Origin of the sequence: Methylacidiphilum caldifontis (genome assembly GCF_017310505.1) — a bacterium.
Classification (GTDB): Bacteria; Verrucomicrobiota; Verrucomicrobiia; order Methylacidiphilales; family Methylacidiphilaceae; genus Methylacidiphilum; species Methylacidiphilum caldifontis.
The window spans coordinates 486,965-503,399 of record NZ_CP065957.1; the positions used below are offsets into that span (position 1 = coordinate 486,965).

The window sequence follows — 16,435 nt, forward strand, 5'->3', positions numbered from 1 at the left end:
TTTTGGGTTCTTCTGATCTTATATCGCCCTACCCTTTTTTCATGAGCAAGAAAAAAGGCACTACTTTTAGAGACGCTCGAGGCAATATTATCCCTTCAAGGGAAATGCTTTTTAAAGTAGACCGGATGATCAAAAATCTTAACAGCCTTTCGGATCCCCAATCAATTCTCGATGGCTGTCCAGAAGCTCCAGGAATAGTCCTAGAAAAATCAACCGTTATACCCATAGATAGAGAAAGCAAAGAGTACAGGAAAATTGTTAAGGAATATGAGAAAATTAGACCCCAATTTCTTGCTGCTCTTGCTAATCATCCCGTAGGTAAACCACTCAGTCTTCTGGCCGTAGGCAAGGAAGGTTGGGAGATGATGAAAAAAGGCAAGGTGCCTAAACGAAATCTAGGGAGCTTCGTTGACGAGGATGGGATTCGGCGTAACGCTATCGCAATGTACAGCCTCAAAAGACTTAAACGGATAAAAACCCCACCCCATGAAAACAGCCAGGACACATACAACTGTCACCATATCATTCAAAAAAGTGTGAAAGCAACCCACCAGCGTTCACCAAACGACCCTGAAAACCTAGTCCTTGTTCAAACATTTAAAAGTCACAATAACCAATTTAATCCCCATCACTTTTGGCATGCTCTCTTTCTTCACCCTCAGATCAATGGAAATACGGGGATAGCCCAACCTTACTATGCCGTAAGACCCCTCTTTCCGATTTATCCACCCATTCAAAAACCGGTTCAATCCGTTGAACAACTACGCCAAGAACTTAAAAAACTTGACCCCAAGACTACCTTACCCCCTTCTTGGGAAAACAAGATTGTCGCTTTTTCACGTCTACTAGGAAATCAACCTTATCGTATTCCTTCCCCGTATAGGGGAACGATCAAAATTTATCAAAAAATATATTCAAAAGAAAACAGAGAGCATTCCAACAATATCCAGGCACGAGATACCGCTGCTCAAGCAGCTGGTTCATTTGCCCTTGAATGGTTGCCTCCAGGAGCTGTCATTAATGGGAAAAGACTGCCTTTCTCTCACAAACCAAAATTTAGATTGCCAATCATAGATAAAGAAAATAAAATACACAATGAGCAGGGTAATCGCTTACCCCTACTCGCTACAAAGAATAAAGGAAGAAAAGAAGAACGCGCGATTTACCGCTAAACAAAGGTGGTTATGAAATACCTTGAATATCTAGAAATGGTCAATCAGGAAGAGATGGATGCAGGTTTTGAGCCCTTTCGAGGAAGACCAAAAGAAAAGGTTTTAGCCTACAGGGATCAGATAAAAGAAAAATATGGTATTGAAATACCTGAAGATTATCTTGAATTTTTGAATATTGCTGATGGGCTTGCTCATAACGGGGTCGTTTTTTTTTCCACCGATCATGAAAAAGAAGAACTCCAAGCTATTCCTGGATTGATCTCTGAAAACCTCTCGATAGGCACCTTTGAGCAGAATAAAGATTATCTTATTTTAGGTTACTCCAATCTGTTCTGGTATGCTTACCACTTTCCTACTCAAAAATACCTGGCTTTAGACGAAGAAGATCTCCAAGAAGTTGTGGAATTTAAAGACTTCGATGACATGATGACCAGTGTATTGAAATATGAAGTATTAGAAATGATCGATGAAGAAGAAGAGGAAGAGGAGCTGGTCGATGAAAATGAAGAAGAACAGGCCGAAGAGGAAATTTATTCTGAAGAAATCGTTTTAGAAGAGTGGGAGGAGGAAGAAGAAGAAGAAATGGAAGAGGGACCCAGAGAAACCAAAGCCAAGGAAAAAGAAGAGGAGGCAGAAAATAAAGAACAAAAGAAAAATGGTAACGAAAAGAAGAATTAAGTTTTAATTCGTTTTTTTGAGTAAAGTAAAAAGGAAAAAAATTTCTACTCCTTTTTTTATTATTTCAATCTTTATCAATTTCTTTTACTTAAGGAAAGCCTAGGTTCTGATCTGGCCATTACCATAAACGATGTATTTGTAAGTAGTCAGCTCTTTTAGCCCCATGGGTCCACGGGCATGAATCTTGTCTGTACTGATCCCGATCTCTGCACCAAACCCGAATTCAAAGCCATCTGTAAAACGGGTTGAAGCATTCCAATAAACCGCCGCAGAATCTACTTTATGCAAAAAGGCTTCAGCAGCAGAGCTGTCTTCGGTGACAATCGCATCCGAATGATTGGATCCATGCTTTCGAATATGATCGATAGCCTCTTGCAAATTTTTTACAATTTTTATCGATAAAATCAGATCAAGATATTCGGTAGACCAATCCTCTTCATCAGCAAGAATGAGTCGATCTCCCATAATATTCAAGCAGTTCTGATCTCCTCGTACCTCTACTCCTCTTTTTTGGAGCTCGTTGACCACTAAAGGGAGAAAATCGGGGGCAATTTTTTCATCAATTAAAAGCGTTTCCATTGCATTACAGACAGCGGGCCGCTGGCATTTGGCATTCAATACTATGCTCAATGCCTTTTCAAAAGAAGCAGCGCCATGAACATAAACATGGCAAATACCCTGGCTATGCTTGATCACAGGTATTTTTGCATGATTAACAACCGTTTCTATTAGATTTTTACCCCCACGTGGAATAAGCAAATCGATTAATCCTTGTTGGCTGCAAAGTATAGGAATCGACTGTCGATCCGTAGTGGGAACCAATAGAACAGCATCCTCAACGATCTGGGCTTTTCTAAGCCCAGCATGAATGGAATCAACAAGAGCACAATTAGTGTTAAAAGCTTCTTTCCCTCCTCTCAAAATAACTGCATTGCCGGATTTTAGACACAACGCGGAAGAATCCACCGTCACATTGGGTCTCGATTCATAAATAATACCGATAAGTCCAATAGGAACCCTTATTTTTTTAATCAACAGTCCATTTGGCCTTTTCCATTCTTCGATCACTTCACCAAGTGGACTGGGTAGATAAACAATATCTTCTAAAGCTTTGAGAAGATCTCCAAACCTTTTTTCACCCAGATAGAGCCGATCGATTAGGGCTGGTGAAAGACTAGCCTTCTTGGCGTTTTCTACATCCTTTTCATTAGCTCCTAAAATTTCAGCCTTTTTTGAAAGCAACTCTTCTCCAATAGCCATCAGGCCGTAATCGATAGTCTTAGGGGATAACTCAGCCAGAAGACGGCTAGAATCCTTGGCTCTACGGCAAAGATATTGAATTTGCTCCGAAAGATCTTTCATTTTTATTTGTCCTGAAAAGAGTTCCTAAAGGCTCTCCGTTATAAATCCGAACTAAAACGTCTTTTTCTCTCCCATCAGCAATTTGGACCTGTATTCCTGCTGAAAGAGATATTTTAGCGGCTTCGATCTTGGTCACCATCCCTCCCACAGACCTTTCACTGCGAGTTCCTTCAGCCAATTTCTCGATTTGGTCATCGATCCTGTCGACATAGGAAATAAGTTTTTTTTCACCATTGCTGTAATCCATTAATCCTGCAACATTGGAAAGAATGATTAACCGGTCAACATTCATTAGCACAGCAATATGCGAAGATAACCGATCATTATCGCCAAACCGAATCTCTTCATAGGATACACAGTCGTTTTCATTAATTATCGGTATAACCGTTTTTTTAAGCAACAAGTTTTCAAGTAGCTTCTGAATATTTCTACGCAGGGAAACACTATCCAGATCAAAATAGGTTACAAGGATCTGGGCGACATGAAATCCGTAAGAAGAAAAAAACTTTTTATAATAATGCATAAGAAAAGGCTGTCCCAACGTCGAACAAGCTTGAAGCTCCTCTATATTCTCGGGCCTTTTCTCATAACCCAAAATCTCCATTCCACAACCTATAGCCCCAGAACTGACCACAATCACATCGATCTGTCTTTTTTTAATTTCTATAAGCTGCTTTGTCAGATTTTCCATCTGCAGCAAATCAAGAGAACCCTCTTTTGTGCTTAAAACACCTGTCCCGAACTTAACTACCCATCTTTTTGGTCTCATTTTTCAACCTTTCAAATTAAACGAGAAAACCGAAAATCGACAAGAGCAAAATCGATCATCATTCCTAGATCACTCCTTATAATGAGATTATATTAAAATACTCTATGAATCTTCCCGTAGTGATCGTAGGTTGTGGATATATTGGCAGGCTTTTGGCTTTAAGGCTAAAAGCTCAAAACAAGGAAGTCCTGGGCATTGTCAAAACAGAGGAAAGCCGGATAAGTCTTGAAAGAGAGTCTATTCCAGCACTCCAAGCCGATATTACCGACAGCAGGCTGCCTTTGCTTCTTCCTTACGCTTCAGCTTTTGTTTTTTCTGCTTCTTCAAGCAGGTCTGGAGTTGAAATCTTCGAACAGATTTTTTCCGTAGGTCTTGATCATGTTTTAGAGTCTTCTAGTGGTGTTCCTTTTGTTCTTATTTCTTCCACCTCTCTCTATAGCCAGGTAGATGGAGAATGGGTAGATGAAAACTCAGCCTCTATCCCCACCACACCATCAGGAATAATCCTCAAGAAAGCCGAAGATAAGGTTCTTGATCGAGGTGGCACAGTCTTAAGGGCATCGGGTATTTACGGACCACAAAGAACCTATCGAATAAGGGGATTGCTCGAAAATAAGGTGCGGATAGACCCGAGAAAAAAATGGATAAACCAGATTCATGGATCGGATCTTGCAGCTGCTATAGAACATTTCCTAACCATTCCTGGCTTGTTCAATATCTCCGATGATTTACCTACTCTTGAAGAAGACTTTTATGGCTGGTTATGCCAAAACCTTGATGTTCCTTTACCTCCCATTGAGCCTAGGCCACCTCACTTAAAAAGGGGATATTCCAATAAAAGAATTTCCAATAAAAAAGCTAAATCATTGGGTTTTACTCTTGATTTCCCTACATTCAAAGAAGGATACTCCAGTTTAATTCAAACTTATAAAAACACATCTTAAACCTAGAGAGAAAAATCTGATGCAAGAAGCTCAGTTATTAGACGGAAGACATATTGCCGGACAGATCCATAGGGAAACAATGGAAGCTGTCCAAAGATTACGACGAAAAGGAATATTGCCTTGTGTGGTGTTTATGCGTGTTGGCAATCACCCCCCCTCTGAACTGTACGTGAGGATGAAACAGAAGAAAGCCCAAGAAGTTGGTATCCAGTCCGAAATCATTTCATTTCCTGAAGATGTCTCCCAAAAAGAAGTGTTGGATAACCTGAACCGACTTAACCTGGATCCTTCGATCCATGGTATACTTGTTCAACTTCCGCTTCCTAGTCATCTTTCTGAAAAACAAATAGCTCTTGCTATTAATCCAAAAAAGGATATCGACGGATTTCATCCTTTAAATTTAGGGAAAATGCTCCTGGGTGAAAAAGATTGTTTTTATCCCTGTACTCCTTTGGGCATACAAGAGCTTCTGAAACGCTATAAAATCGAGATCGAAGGTAAAGAAGTCGTTATTTTAGGGAGAAGTAATATTGTGGGTAAACCTTTAGCTGCTTTGTTCCTGCAAAAATCAAAGTATGCCAATGCTACTGTCACAGTCGTTCATTCTTTTAGCCAAAACATCAAAGAACATTGCCGACAAGCGGATATCCTCATTGCAGCCATGGGCAAGGCTCGGTTTGTGACTAGAGATTTTGTCAAACCCAAAGCTGTGGTTGTTGATGTTGGAGTCAGCCGAATTGCTGACAGTTCTTCTCCTCAGGGATATAGGATTGTAGGAGATGTGGACTTCGATGAAATTAAAAAAATCGCTTCTTGGATCACCCCCAACCCGGGAGGAGTAGGGCCCATGACCATCGCTATGCTTTTAGCCAATACGGTCAAAGCTGCAGAATTATCCCAACCCTAACCTCTTAGCTTCCTACAAAAGAAATTTTTATCCCTAAAAAAGTCCTATTCCTTAAAAATACCTCTGCCTACGCTTTAAACTTAAAATCTATTTCCCTAGCTGAGGAAGCCATTTTTGTTCTTTTTCTGTTTCCTCTCCATTACCATAGATCTTTTGATCCTTTTTCTCCTCTTTATATTCAGAGGGAGCTACTTCCACTAGCCGGATATTCCGATAAACCCGAAATCCCGTACCCGAAGGAATCAGATTGCCCATAATAATATTTTCTTTAAACCCTTTGAGAGGATCAATCTTGCCTAAAGTAGCTGCTTCGGTTAAAACCCTTGTCGTGTCCTGGAAGCTTGCAGCGGCTATGAAACTGTCTGTATCCAAGGAAGCCTTGGTAATACCAAGAAGAACGGGAATTCCCACCGCAGGCTTTCCTCCTTTTGCTTCGACAATCCTATTTTCTTCTTCAAATTTCAGCCGATCAACTTGTTCTTCCCATAAGAAAGACGTATCACCCGCATCAATGATTTTAACCTTCTTCAGCATCTGCTTTATAATGATCTCGATATGCTTGTCGTTAATTTCCACCCCCTGTAACCTGTAAACTTCTTGAACCTCATTAAGCAAGTATTCTTGCAACTCCTGGATTCCGCAAACCTCAAGGATCTCTTGAGGGACTATCGGGCCTTCCGTTAATTGTTGACCTTTTTTAACCACGTCTCCCTTGTAAACAATCAGATGCTTTGAAAGAGGAATAAGATGCTCCTCTTCAATCCCTGTCTCTGGATCTCGAATCAGAATTCTTCTCTTTCCCCGAATAATTCCACCGTCTTCGACTATTCCATCAATTTTAGCAATCTCAGCTGAATCTTTGGGTTTTCTTGCTTCAAACAGTTCAGCCACGCGGGGCAATCCTCCAGTAATGTCTTTGGTCTGAACCATTTTTCGAGGAGTTCGTGCAATTCTTTGACCAGCAACAACCTTATCCCCAGGTTTCACCTCGATTCTTGCCCCTGCAGGAATTCCATAAAAAGCGATCACCTCTCGAGTATTTTCATCAAGGATCAATATTTGAGGATGAAGGTCATGTTTATGTTCGATGACAATCGTGCTAATTTGCTTGGTCGTTTCATCCAGTTCTTTTTTAACAGTCACTCCCTCGATAATATCTCGAAATTCAACTACTCCTCCTTTTTCAGTCAAAATGGGTACATTGTAAGGATCCCATTGGACGAAAATCTGGCCTTTTTTGACCATTTCTCCATCAGGAATCAAAATGATCGAACCCACGATAACGGTATGTCTTTCGAGTTCTCTGCCTGATGGATCTAATACGGCAAGATAACCACTCTTGCTCAAGACTATGAAATGGTTTTCAGCGGTTTTAACCGTCCTCAGGTCAATGTATTGCACAATACCATCGTTACGGGCACGAATCTGGGGTTGCTTGAAAACCTGGGAAGCGGTCCCTCCTATATGGAAAGTACGCATGGTCAGTTGTGTTCCAGGTTCTCCAATGGATTGAGCCGCTATTACCCCTACAGATTCTCCTAGCCGGGCCATCCTATTGGTCGCTAAATTTAATCCATAACAATTGGCACATACACCCCATTTGCTTTCACAGGTAAGAACTGAACGAATCTTTACCTTCTCGACTCCCGCTTCTTCTATTTCCTTGGCTTTCTTTTCGTCAATCAGCTCTCCAGGCCTGATGATTATCTTTCCTGTCATGGGATCAATAATTTCATCACAACATACCCGACCAAATATTCTTTCGGAGAGTTTGACAATTTCCTCATCCCCTTCATAAATAGCATTAACAATTATCCCTTTGTTTGTCCCACAATCTTGAGAGGTGATTACGACATCCTGTGCTACGTCATGCAGTTTTCGTGTCAAATAGCCTGCATCAGCTGTCTTCAACGCGGTATCTGCAAGTCCTTTTCGCGCTCCATGTGTACTGATAAAATATTCCAATACCGAAAGGCCTTCCCTAAAGTTAGAAATGATAGGCCTTTCTATAATTTCCCCGGAAGGCTTCGCCATAAGGCCTCGAATTCCTGCAAGTTGCCTGACCTGTTGGCGATTACCTCGAGCACCAGAATCCACCATAAGATAGAGAGGATTATACTCGGGTCGGCCCATGTTGTTTTCTAATGTCTTATAAATGACACCAGAAATCTCTTCGGTTGCTTGAGTCCAAATATCAACAATCTTGTTGTATCTTTCACCATCGGTGATCGCCCCAGACCTATATTGTCTCTCAACGACATTGACCATATCGTAGGCTTTGGCAATGATCCGATTCTTTTCTGCAGGGACGATCATGTCATCCATGCCTATCGAAATTCCCGCTTTTGTGGCCTCTGCAAAACCTAACTGCTTAAGGTTATCAAGACACTGAACGGTTCTTTCTCGACCAATGGTCTGGTAACATTTAAGAATGATCTCTCCAAGCTGTTTTTTGCCTGCGGGCTTATTGTAAAAACCAAGTTCAGGTGGCCATATCTGGTTGAAAATGACTCTCCCAGGGGTAGTTTCGATAACCTTCTTGGTTTTATCCCCAAAAACCGTATTTCGACCATAATCAGGATTCTTTATCAGGATAAGATCATGCATCTGCAAAAGCCCATCATTGTAGGCATAAATGACTTCCTGGGCATCTGAAAACAACGGTTTTCTCTTCTGTTCTTGAACTTTTATTTTCAGTGGAGCTTGGGTTAAATAATAACAGCCCAGCGTGATATCTTGTGTGGGAGTAGTGATGGGTTTTCCACTGGAGGGTGAGAAGATATTCAAAGGAGCTAACATCAGCAACCTTGCTTCCAGCTGCGCCTCAATAGAAAGAGGAACATGGACAGCCATCTGATCTCCATCGAAATCCGCATTATAAGCCGTACAAACCAAGGGATGAATTCGAATGGCATCTCCTTCAATTAAAATAGGTTCGAAAGCTTGAATAGAAAGCCTGTGCAAGGTTGGAGCCCTATTTAAAAGAACAAGATGACCCGCTGTGACCTGTTCAAGCACATCCCAGACAAGGGGATCCTGTTTTTCAATCATCTTTTTTGCCGTTCTCACCGTATGGACATGGCCCAGTTCCCTTAATCTCCTAATCATAAAAGGCTCAAAAAGCACCAAAGCCATCTTTTTAGGTAAGCCACATTGATTAAGTTTTAGCTCGGGACCAATCACGATGACCGAGCGCCCACTGTAATCCACCCTCTTGCCCAATAGGTTCATCCGGAACCTTCCTGTTTTTCCTTGAAGCATGTCAGACAAGGATTTGAGTGGCCTATTGCCCGCCCCCGTGACCGCCCTACCATGTCGCCCGTTATCTAAAAGGGCGTCAACGGCTTCCTGGAGCATTCTTTTTTCATTTCTAATAATCACATCCGGAGTCTTCAGCTGAAGAAGATTCTTTAGCCGGTTATTCCGGTTAATGACCCTTCTGTAAAGATCATTAAGATCGGAGGTGGCAAATCTGCCTCCTTCAAGAGGAACCAACGGCCTTAAATCAGGTGGAATGACAGGGAGAACTTCTAAAATCATCCATTCTGGTCTTGTTTGGGAATTAATAAGCCCCTGGACCAGCTTTAGTCTTTTGGCTAGTTTCTTTTTAAGCTGTTTACTCCTTGTCCCTTCCATCGCCATAGCCAGATCGTTAGCTAAGGCCTCCAGATCTATCTGTTTCAATATATCCCTTACCGCCTCCGCTCCCATCTTCGCGACAAAAGACCCCTCTCCATATTGAGCCAATGCATCACGATATTCCTGTTCAGAAAGAAGCTGTTTAAACTTCAAAGAAGTCTTCCCTGGATCAACGACCAAATAGTCTTCATAATAAATGACCCGCTCCAAGTCTTTGGCGGTCATATCCATAATTAAGCCCAGCCGGCTGGGCATGCATTTCAAAAACCAGATATGAGAAACAGGGACCGCCAACCGGATATGTCCCATTCGTTCCCTTCTAACGCGTGACAAAGTGACTTCTACCCCACACCGATCACAAATCACTCCCTTGTACTTTATGCGTTTGTATTTGCCGCATGCACATTCCCAATCTTTGGTCGGTCCAAAAATTCTCTCGCAAAAAAGTCCACCTTTCTCAGGTTTGAAAGTCCTGTAGTTAATCGTTTCAGGATTACGCACTTCCCCTTTGCTCCATGACTCGATCGTTTCGGGTGAAGCGATAGAAATCTGGACTTCATCAAATCCAATCGTCTTTTGAAATCCAAGTACCTGGCGCGCTGTTAAGTTTTTTGCTTCCATACTTTTTGCCTCCATAATGTTTTAGGCTGCCTCCCCACCGCTCAAAGCTTTAGGTGCGGTTGGCTTAACTGAAATTCCCATTGAATCTGAGCGCTGACCAATGCTCACTTCAAGGCATAACCCTTGCAACTCCTTGATCAAGACATTAAAGGACTCCGGTGTCGTTGTTTCCAGGTAATTTTCACCTTTAACAATACTTTCATAAATTCTTGTTCTTCCCTGGACATCGTCAGACTTAACGGTCAATAACTCTTGCAAAACATAAGCCGCCCCATAGGCTTCCATCGCCCAAACTTCCATTTCTCCAAAACGCTGCCCACCATACTGAGCTTTTCCTCCCAAAGGTTGTTGAGTGACCAACGAGTAAGGCCCCACAGCTCGGGCATGGATCTTATCGGCAACCATATGGTTAAGCTTCATCATGTAGATTACCCCAACCACTACCCGCTGGTTGAACCTTTCTCCGGTTCGACCATCATAAAGAATGCTTTTCCCATCTTCATCCATACCCGCCTTGACCAGGAACTCTCGTATCTTTTCTTCTTTAACTCCATCGAAAACCGGAGTAGCAACATTAAACCCTAACTTTCTTGCAGCAATACCCAGATGGGTTTCAAGCACTTGTCCTACGTTCATTCTTGAAGGAACACCCAAAGGATTAAGAACTATGTCCACTGGAGTTCCATCGGGCAGATAGGGCATATCTTCAACAGGCACAATCTTAGAGACAACCCCTTTATTACCATGTCTACCGGCCATTTTATCCCCAACGGAAAGTTTCCTTTTGTTAGCAATGAAAACTTTGACCTGCTTAATAATTCCTGGCTCGGTATCTTCTCCACTTTCAATTTGATCAAGTTCAAGCTCCCTATCATTTCTGAGCTGCTCAAATTTGGCTTCAAAGTTGCCAATAATTTCAAAGATCTTTGAGCGAATCGGGCTCGGATCGATTTCGATCTTATCGTAGGCCTGAGCCATTTTTCTTAAAAGAACCTTCGTGATTTTCCGGTTAGCAGGAATAATAATCTCACCCGTTTCAACATTAACCACATCTAAGGGGATCTTCTCATTCAAGAGGATATTGGAAAGAGCTTGTGTTAATTCCTCTCTAAGCTCTTCTTCTTTCTGATCATATTTTTCTTCAATTTCTTTAATTTTTTGCTTCGCTTCTGAAGCATTGATTTTTTCTTTTCGAACACGCGCAGTTCCCTCACTCACTCGGACATCCATAACTATCCCATAGGTACCAGAGGGGACCCTCAAGGATGAATCCTTCACATCGGCTGCTTTTTCTCCAAAAATAGCTCTCAGGAGTCTTTCTTCAGGAGCAAGTTCAGTTTCACTTTTAGGAGTAATTTTACCTACAAGGATATCCCCGGGTTTAACTTCAGCTCCAACCCGAATAATTCCATTTTGATCCAGATTCTTTAAAGCTTCTTCTCCCACATTAGGAATATCCCTGGTTATTTCTTCGGGTCCCAATTTTGTGTCCCGAGCTACGATTTCAAATTCATCGATGTAGATGCTCGTAAACAGATCTTCCTTAACAATCCTTTCGGAAACAATAATCGCATCTTCGAAGTTATATCCGTTCCAAGGCATAAAGGCGACGAGCAGATTTCTACCTAATGCCAGTTCCCCATTTTGAGTACTGGGCCCATCAGCCAGTATATCCCCTTTCTTTACAGTCTGCCCTTTTTTAACGATTGGCTTTTGATTAATACAAGTCCCTGCATTGGAACGCATGAACTTATTGAGCCTGTAAATCCCGGCTTCCTTTTCGGCTCCCTGCTTGACTTTCCTTTTTTTCAGTTCAGTATGACCGCCAGGAGGGCTCACAATAATTTCGTTGCCCGTTACCGATGTCACTACCCCATCAATTTCACTTACGATAACAGCCTGGATGTCCCGCGCAACCCTTTCTTCAATGCCTGTACCTACAATGGGAGCTTCAGGTTGAATGAGAGGAACAGCCTGTCTTTGCATATTTGAACCCATCAAGGCCCGGTTTGCATCGTCATGTTCGAGGAATGGAATCAAGCCTGCAGCAATGGAAACGATCTGCTTGGGAGAAACATCCATGTATTCCACTTTTTCTCTTTCCACTTCCATGAACTCTCTGCGAAACCTTACCGCGACGCGCTGATCCAATATTGTTCCATCTTCAGAAACCGCCGTATTGGCCATCGCAATCACATAGTTTTCTTCCTGATCAGCTGTAAAATAAACAATTTCGTTAGTCACCTTACCGTTAAGGACTTTTCGATAAGGGGTTTCCAAAATACCGTACTCATTGAACCGGCTGTAAGAAGCCATGGTAGCAATCAGCCCTATATTCGGTCCTTCTGGAGTTTCTATGGGACAAATCCTGCCATAATGAGAGGGATGAACGTCACGCACCTCGAAACCGGCTCTTTCTCTTGATAGTCCTCCCGGTCCCAAAGCTGAAAGCCTTCTTTTATGAGTTAATTCCGAAAGCGGATTAATCTGGTCCATGAGCTGGGAAAGTTGGCTCCGTGCAAAAAAGTCTCTTATAGTCGCAGATAGGGCCTTGGGATTGATCAGCTTCTGGGGAGTCATCCCCTCGGTATTGACATCGAAAAGGGTCATCCTTTCTTTAACGAGCCGCTCGGTTCGAGCTAGGCCCATCCGACATTGATTGGCAACAAGTTCGCCAACTGTCCTTATACGCCTGCTCCCCAGATGATCGATGTCATCGGTAATGCCTTCGCCTTTTTTAAGCTTGATGAGATATCGGGTAGCTGCAACCAGATCTTCCCAGCTAAGTATTCGGATGTCAGGGTCAACCTGGATATTCAGTTTTTGGTTCAGTTTATATCTGCCCACCCTTCCCAAATCATATCTTTTGGGATCTAACAAAAGCCTTTTCAAAAGCAACTTGGCATTGGATTCCGTAGGCGGATCTCCCGGCCTAAGCCTTCTGTAAATTTCTTTTAAAGCTTCTACAGGATCTTTTGTAGGATCCTTTTTAAGACATTTAATGAGCGTGTCATCATACTGCACATCGACAACATGAATGGACTGAATGCCTACATCCAAAAGTTGTCTTACCACACTCCTTGTTACCGGCTCATAAGCCCTGGCCAATATGACATCAGGATTATGAGGATCCCTGACCTCGCTCACCAATACTTTTGTAGCCACTTTCTCTTCGTCTATCCCCTCAGACAGGTTGAGTTCTTCAACCGAATAAAAAAGCCTTATTATATCTTCGTCCCCACCTGTTCCTAAAGGAGAGGAAGGACCGGATAAGGCCGCTGCAAGAGCCCTGAGCAAGGTTGTAATCAAAAACTTTCTTCTCTTTTTTCTCCTGTCCAAATACACATAGAGAAGATCGTTCGTATCAAAGGCTACTTCTAACCAACTTCCTCTATCCGGGATAATCCGAAAAGAATAAAGGGTTTTGCCGTTGCTGTGGAAACTGGATTCAAAACAGATACCGGGTGATCGATGCAACTGGTTGACGATCACTCTTTCAGCCCCATTAATGATGAAACTTCCCTGCGGAGTCATCATCGGCAGTTCGCCCATGTAGACTTTCTCTTCCTTGACCCCTTCTTCATCCTTGAGCCTAAAGGTAACATAAAGAGGGGCAGCATAAGTCTTCCCATCACGAAGGCAATCAATAGGGCTGAATTTGGATTCGCCAATCTCGTAATTGACATATTCAAGCCTGACTTTTCCATCGTAGCTTTCTATTGGAAAAACTTCTAAGAAAACTCCATGCAACCCCTCAGGTTTTCTTTCCTGTGGAGCGACAGAAAGTTGGAGAAAATCGGCATAAGATTTAGTCTGATGTTCTATAAGATTAGGCAAACTTAATCCTTCCCGAATTTTCCCAAAATTAATTCTTTCTACCTTTCCATTCATATCTCTATAAGCTCCACAATATCTTAGATCGTTACTTGATTTCTACTTTTGCTCCGGCTGCTTCTATCTTTTTCTTTATCTCTTCAGCCTCTTCCTTCGATACCCCATCTTTCAGAAGCTTGGGAGCTCCTTCAACAAGAGCTTTCGCCTCTGCAAGCCCCAGTCCAGATATAGCCGCTCTGACTTCCTTAATAACCGCTATTTTATTCGGTCCTATCTCTTTAAGATGAACGGCAAAAGTCGTTTTTTCTTCTACCGGAGCCTGGGCAGCACCTTGTTGGGCTCCAGCAGGAGCCGCCGCTACTGCAACAGGAGCAGCAGCGCTTACTCCCCATTTTTCTTCAAGCTTCTTCACTAATTCAGAAGCTTCCAACAGGGTAAGTTTACTTAATTGATCGACCAGTGCATCTAGGTCAGCCATAATATCCTCCTTATAATACCACCTAGAGACGGGCACCCGCTCCGTCAATTCTCCCTGGAGGGCTCCAAGGCTAGGTGGCTGTTCGCCCTCATTTATATCCTCCTATCTCTATATTTTTTTCGATCATCCTAAAAAAAACCTTTACAAAGGAAAAAAATTTATGACATAAAGGAGACAAGATTCATTCACTCTTTTATCTCTGAAAGAAGAGCTTTTTCTTCTCAATTGGTTTTATTTTCTCCTCTCGTTTAAAAAAATAGAAAGAAACTCAACTTTGCTTCTTAGAATACTTTTCGACTATCCGAGCCAAGGCTGAAGCGGGTTCATTGATTAATCTTACTAGTCTTGTACCAGTCGATTGAAGAGCAGAAAGAATTTGACTCCTCAGAACTTCAAGGCTAGGTAAATCCGCCAATTTCAAAAAGTCAGTTTCATTAAAAAGACTCTTCTCAACGATCGCAGACTTGATTTTAGGCAGTTGGAACTCAGCGATAAAATTCTTTAAAATCTTGGCCACTGCAGCCACATCTTGTCCCTCCGATGTCAAAAGAGCTGTGGGCCCTTTAAATAGATCCTCTGTAAGAAGTTCCTTGGGTTTTATTTCACTCAGAGCAATTCTGATCAAAGTATTCTTGGCGACCAGGCAACGGCAATTGACCGTTTTCAACCTTTTTCTCAACTCGGAAAAAGCTGAAACTTTTAGCCCTGTAAAATCGATGAATATAATAAAATGAGAAGGTTTGACGACATCAAGCACATAGTTTTTTAGTATAATTTTTTCTGTCCTCATAGAAACTCTCTTTATTTAATCAATGTATAAGCATCGAGTCGAATGCTTGGCGAAACGCTTAATGATATAGCCATAGACTGAAAATACTTGCCTTTGGAAGATTGGGGTTTTGCTTTAGCAACAGCTTCAACCACCGCCTTTATATTTTCTTCCAAGGCTTCAGGCTTGAAAGAAGCCTTCCCTGCAACAACATGGAGATTAGCTGATTTGTCAACCTTAAATTCAACTCTTCCTTTCCTAAATTCTTTTATCGCCCCCACCACATCCTCCGTCACAGTCCCTGTTCTAGGGTTAGGCATGAGTCCTCGTGGACCTAGAATTTTCCCTAGCTTTCTCACCTCCTGCATCGCATCGGGAGTTGCGATCGCAATATCAAAATCGGTATAACCTTCCTGGACCTTCTTGATGAGATCTTCATACCCTACTATGTCTGCGCCAGCTTCCTTTGCTTCGTCAGCCGCTGTCCCTTTTGCAAAAACGGCTATTCTTACCGTTTTACCGGAACCGTGGGGAAGGCTAACTGTCCCTCGGACCATCTGGTCACTCTGCTTAGGATCAACTCCTAGATGAAAAGCGACATCTACTGATTCATCATACTTGGCTTTGGGAATATCCTTTAAAAGAGCCAAAGCTTCAGCCAAGGAGTAGGTTTTATTTCTTTCTATTTTTTCAGCCGCCAGCCGATACCTCTTGCTTCTTTTCTTTGCCATCGCCTTCTTCTCCATCAACCTTTTAATTTAGGTTATTCGACAACCTCTATGCCCATGTTTCTTGCCGTACCTTCAATCATTCTCATCGCTGCTTCTTCGGTCGAAGCATTAAGATCTTTCCATTTTATTTTCACAATCTCTTTGACCTGGGCTCGGGTCACTTTCCCTACCTTCGTCCGATTCGGTTCCTTAGAGCCGCTAGCAAGATTAGCCGCCTTTTTAAGAAGAACGGAAGCAGGAGGGGATTTCGTTACAAATGTAAAAGTCTTATCTTTATAGATAGTAATCACCACAGGCAATATGTTGCCCGCTTCTTTTTGGGTAGTCGCATTAAATTCTTTACAAAAAGCCATGATGTTGACACCATGTTGGCCCAAAGCAGGACCCACAGGAGGAGCTGGATTAGCCTGCCCCGCAGGTATCTGCAACCGCACAATAGCACTCACTTCCTTAGCCATCTCTCTTTTCCCTCTTTCAATGGTTATACGTAGATATTGAAGCTTGCAAAAAAAAAATTTTCCTCTGATTCCT

12 protein-coding genes are annotated in these 16,435 nt (G+C 42.3%); 4 read left to right on the top strand and 8 right to left on the bottom strand.

From position 1 onward, the window contains the following. Nucleotides 1-41: 41 nt before the first annotated feature. Entirely contained in the window at nt 42-1,172 is a 1,131-nt protein-coding gene (locus IT6_RS02325; protein ID WP_206827334.1) for a hypothetical protein, read from the top strand. A 12-nt stretch (nt 1,173-1,184) separates the two neighbouring features. Beyond that, complete coding sequence (locus IT6_RS02330; protein WP_206827336.1) at nt 1,185-1,850, top strand: YrhA family protein; 666 nt, start codon at nt 1,185-1,187, stop codon at nt 1,848-1,850. Nucleotides 1,851-1,949: 99 nt separating this feature from the next. On the opposite strand, the gene IT6_RS02335 is transcribed toward IT6_RS02330, so the two are convergent. Continuing rightward, complete coding sequence (locus IT6_RS02335) at nt 1,950-3,212, bottom strand: glutamate-5-semialdehyde dehydrogenase (protein WP_206827338.1); 1,263 nt, start codon at nt 3,210-3,212, stop codon at nt 1,950-1,952. Continuing rightward, nucleotides 3,172-3,981 carry a glutamate 5-kinase gene (gene proB, locus IT6_RS02340; protein WP_206827340.1) on the bottom strand — a complete coding sequence of 270 codons (810 nt, stop codon included), beginning with the start codon at nt 3,979-3,981 and terminating at the stop codon, nt 3,172-3,174. The genes IT6_RS02335 and proB overlap by 41 nt, the downstream gene beginning before the upstream one ends. Nucleotides 3,982-4,085: 104 nt before the next feature. On the opposite strand from proB, the gene IT6_RS02345 reads away from it, so the two are divergent. Both IT6_RS02345 and IT6_RS02350 read left to right on the top strand, forming a co-directional pair. Then, a complete protein-coding gene (locus IT6_RS02345; RefSeq protein WP_206827349.1) occupies nt 4,086-4,925 on the top strand; it encodes an NAD-binding protein in 840 nt (279 codons plus the stop codon). A 19-nt stretch (nt 4,926-4,944) separates the two neighbouring features. Next, the gene (locus IT6_RS02350; protein ID WP_206827351.1) at nt 4,945-5,832 is read left to right on the top strand and encodes a bifunctional 5,10-methylenetetrahydrofolate dehydrogenase/5,10-methenyltetrahydrofolate cyclohydrolase; all 888 of its coding nucleotides are present in this window, start codon (nt 4,945-4,947) and stop codon (nt 5,830-5,832) included. Nucleotides 5,833-5,919: 87 nt separating this feature from the next. Here IT6_RS02350 and rpoC read toward each other — a convergent pair whose 3' ends face one another. From rpoC to rplK, 6 genes are all read right to left on the bottom strand, one after another. After that, nucleotides 5,920-10,092: a DNA-directed RNA polymerase subunit beta' gene (rpoC, locus tag IT6_RS02355; protein ID WP_206827353.1), complete on the bottom strand. Its 4,173-nt coding sequence runs from the start codon at nt 10,090-10,092 to the stop codon at nt 5,920-5,922. A 21-nt stretch (nt 10,093-10,113) separates the two neighbouring features. Beyond that, nucleotides 10,114-13,983, bottom strand: a complete 3,870-nt coding sequence (gene rpoB, locus IT6_RS02360; protein ID WP_134438995.1) for a DNA-directed RNA polymerase subunit beta — start codon at nt 13,981-13,983, stop codon at nt 10,114-10,116. 31 nt (nt 13,984-14,014) lie between these two features. Further along, entirely contained in the window at nt 14,015-14,404 is a 390-nt protein-coding gene (gene rplL, locus IT6_RS02365) for a 50S ribosomal protein L7/L12 (RefSeq protein ID WP_134438994.1), read from the bottom strand. 268 nt (nt 14,405-14,672) lie between these two features. Then, nucleotides 14,673-15,194 (bottom strand): 50S ribosomal protein L10, encoded by a 522-nt coding sequence (gene rplJ, locus IT6_RS02370; protein WP_206827355.1) that lies wholly within the window; start codon nt 15,192-15,194, stop codon nt 14,673-14,675. A gap of 11 nt (nt 15,195-15,205) precedes the next feature. Then, the gene (gene rplA / locus IT6_RS02375; RefSeq protein ID WP_166792779.1) at nt 15,206-15,904 is read right to left on the bottom strand and encodes a 50S ribosomal protein L1; all 699 of its coding nucleotides are present in this window, start codon (nt 15,902-15,904) and stop codon (nt 15,206-15,208) included. Between the two features lie 32 nt (nt 15,905-15,936). Further along, nucleotides 15,937-16,362, bottom strand: coding sequence for a 50S ribosomal protein L11 (gene rplK, locus IT6_RS02380; RefSeq protein ID WP_134438992.1), 426 nt, complete (start codon nt 16,360-16,362; stop codon nt 15,937-15,939). Nucleotides 16,363-16,435 lie beyond the last annotated feature (73 nt).

Coding starts and splice junctions, on each gene's coding strand:
- rplJ (WP_206827355.1), bottom strand. CDS start 15,194: ATGAGGACAGAAAAAATTATACTAAAAAACTATGTGCTTGATGTCGTC.
- IT6_RS02335 (WP_206827338.1), bottom strand. CDS start 3,212: ATGAAAGATCTTTCGGAGCAAATTCAATATCTTTGCCGTAGAGCCAAG.
- IT6_RS02325 (WP_206827334.1), top strand. CDS start 42: ATGAGCAAGAAAAAAGGCACTACTTTTAGAGACGCTCGAGGCAATATT.
- rpoB (WP_134438995.1), bottom strand. CDS start 13,983: ATGAATGGAAAGGTAGAAAGAATTAATTTTGGGAAAATTCGGGAAGGA.
- IT6_RS02350 (WP_206827351.1), top strand. CDS start 4,945: ATGCAAGAAGCTCAGTTATTAGACGGAAGACATATTGCCGGACAGATC.
- rplA (WP_166792779.1), bottom strand. CDS start 15,904: ATGGCAAAGAAAAGAAGCAAGAGGTATCGGCTGGCGGCTGAAAAAATA.
- rpoC (WP_206827353.1), bottom strand. CDS start 10,092: ATGGAAGCAAAAAACTTAACAGCGCGCCAGGTACTTGGATTTCAAAAG.
- IT6_RS02330 (WP_206827336.1), top strand. CDS start 1,185: ATGAAATACCTTGAATATCTAGAAATGGTCAATCAGGAAGAGATGGAT.
- rplK (WP_134438992.1), bottom strand. CDS start 16,362: ATGGCTAAGGAAGTGAGTGCTATTGTGCGGTTGCAGATACCTGCGGGG.
- IT6_RS02345 (WP_206827349.1), top strand. CDS start 4,086: ATGAATCTTCCCGTAGTGATCGTAGGTTGTGGATATATTGGCAGGCTT.
- rplL (WP_134438994.1), bottom strand. CDS start 14,404: ATGGCTGACCTAGATGCACTGGTCGATCAATTAAGTAAACTTACCCTG.
- proB (WP_206827340.1), bottom strand. CDS start 3,981: ATGAGACCAAAAAGATGGGTAGTTAAGTTCGGGACAGGTGTTTTAAGC.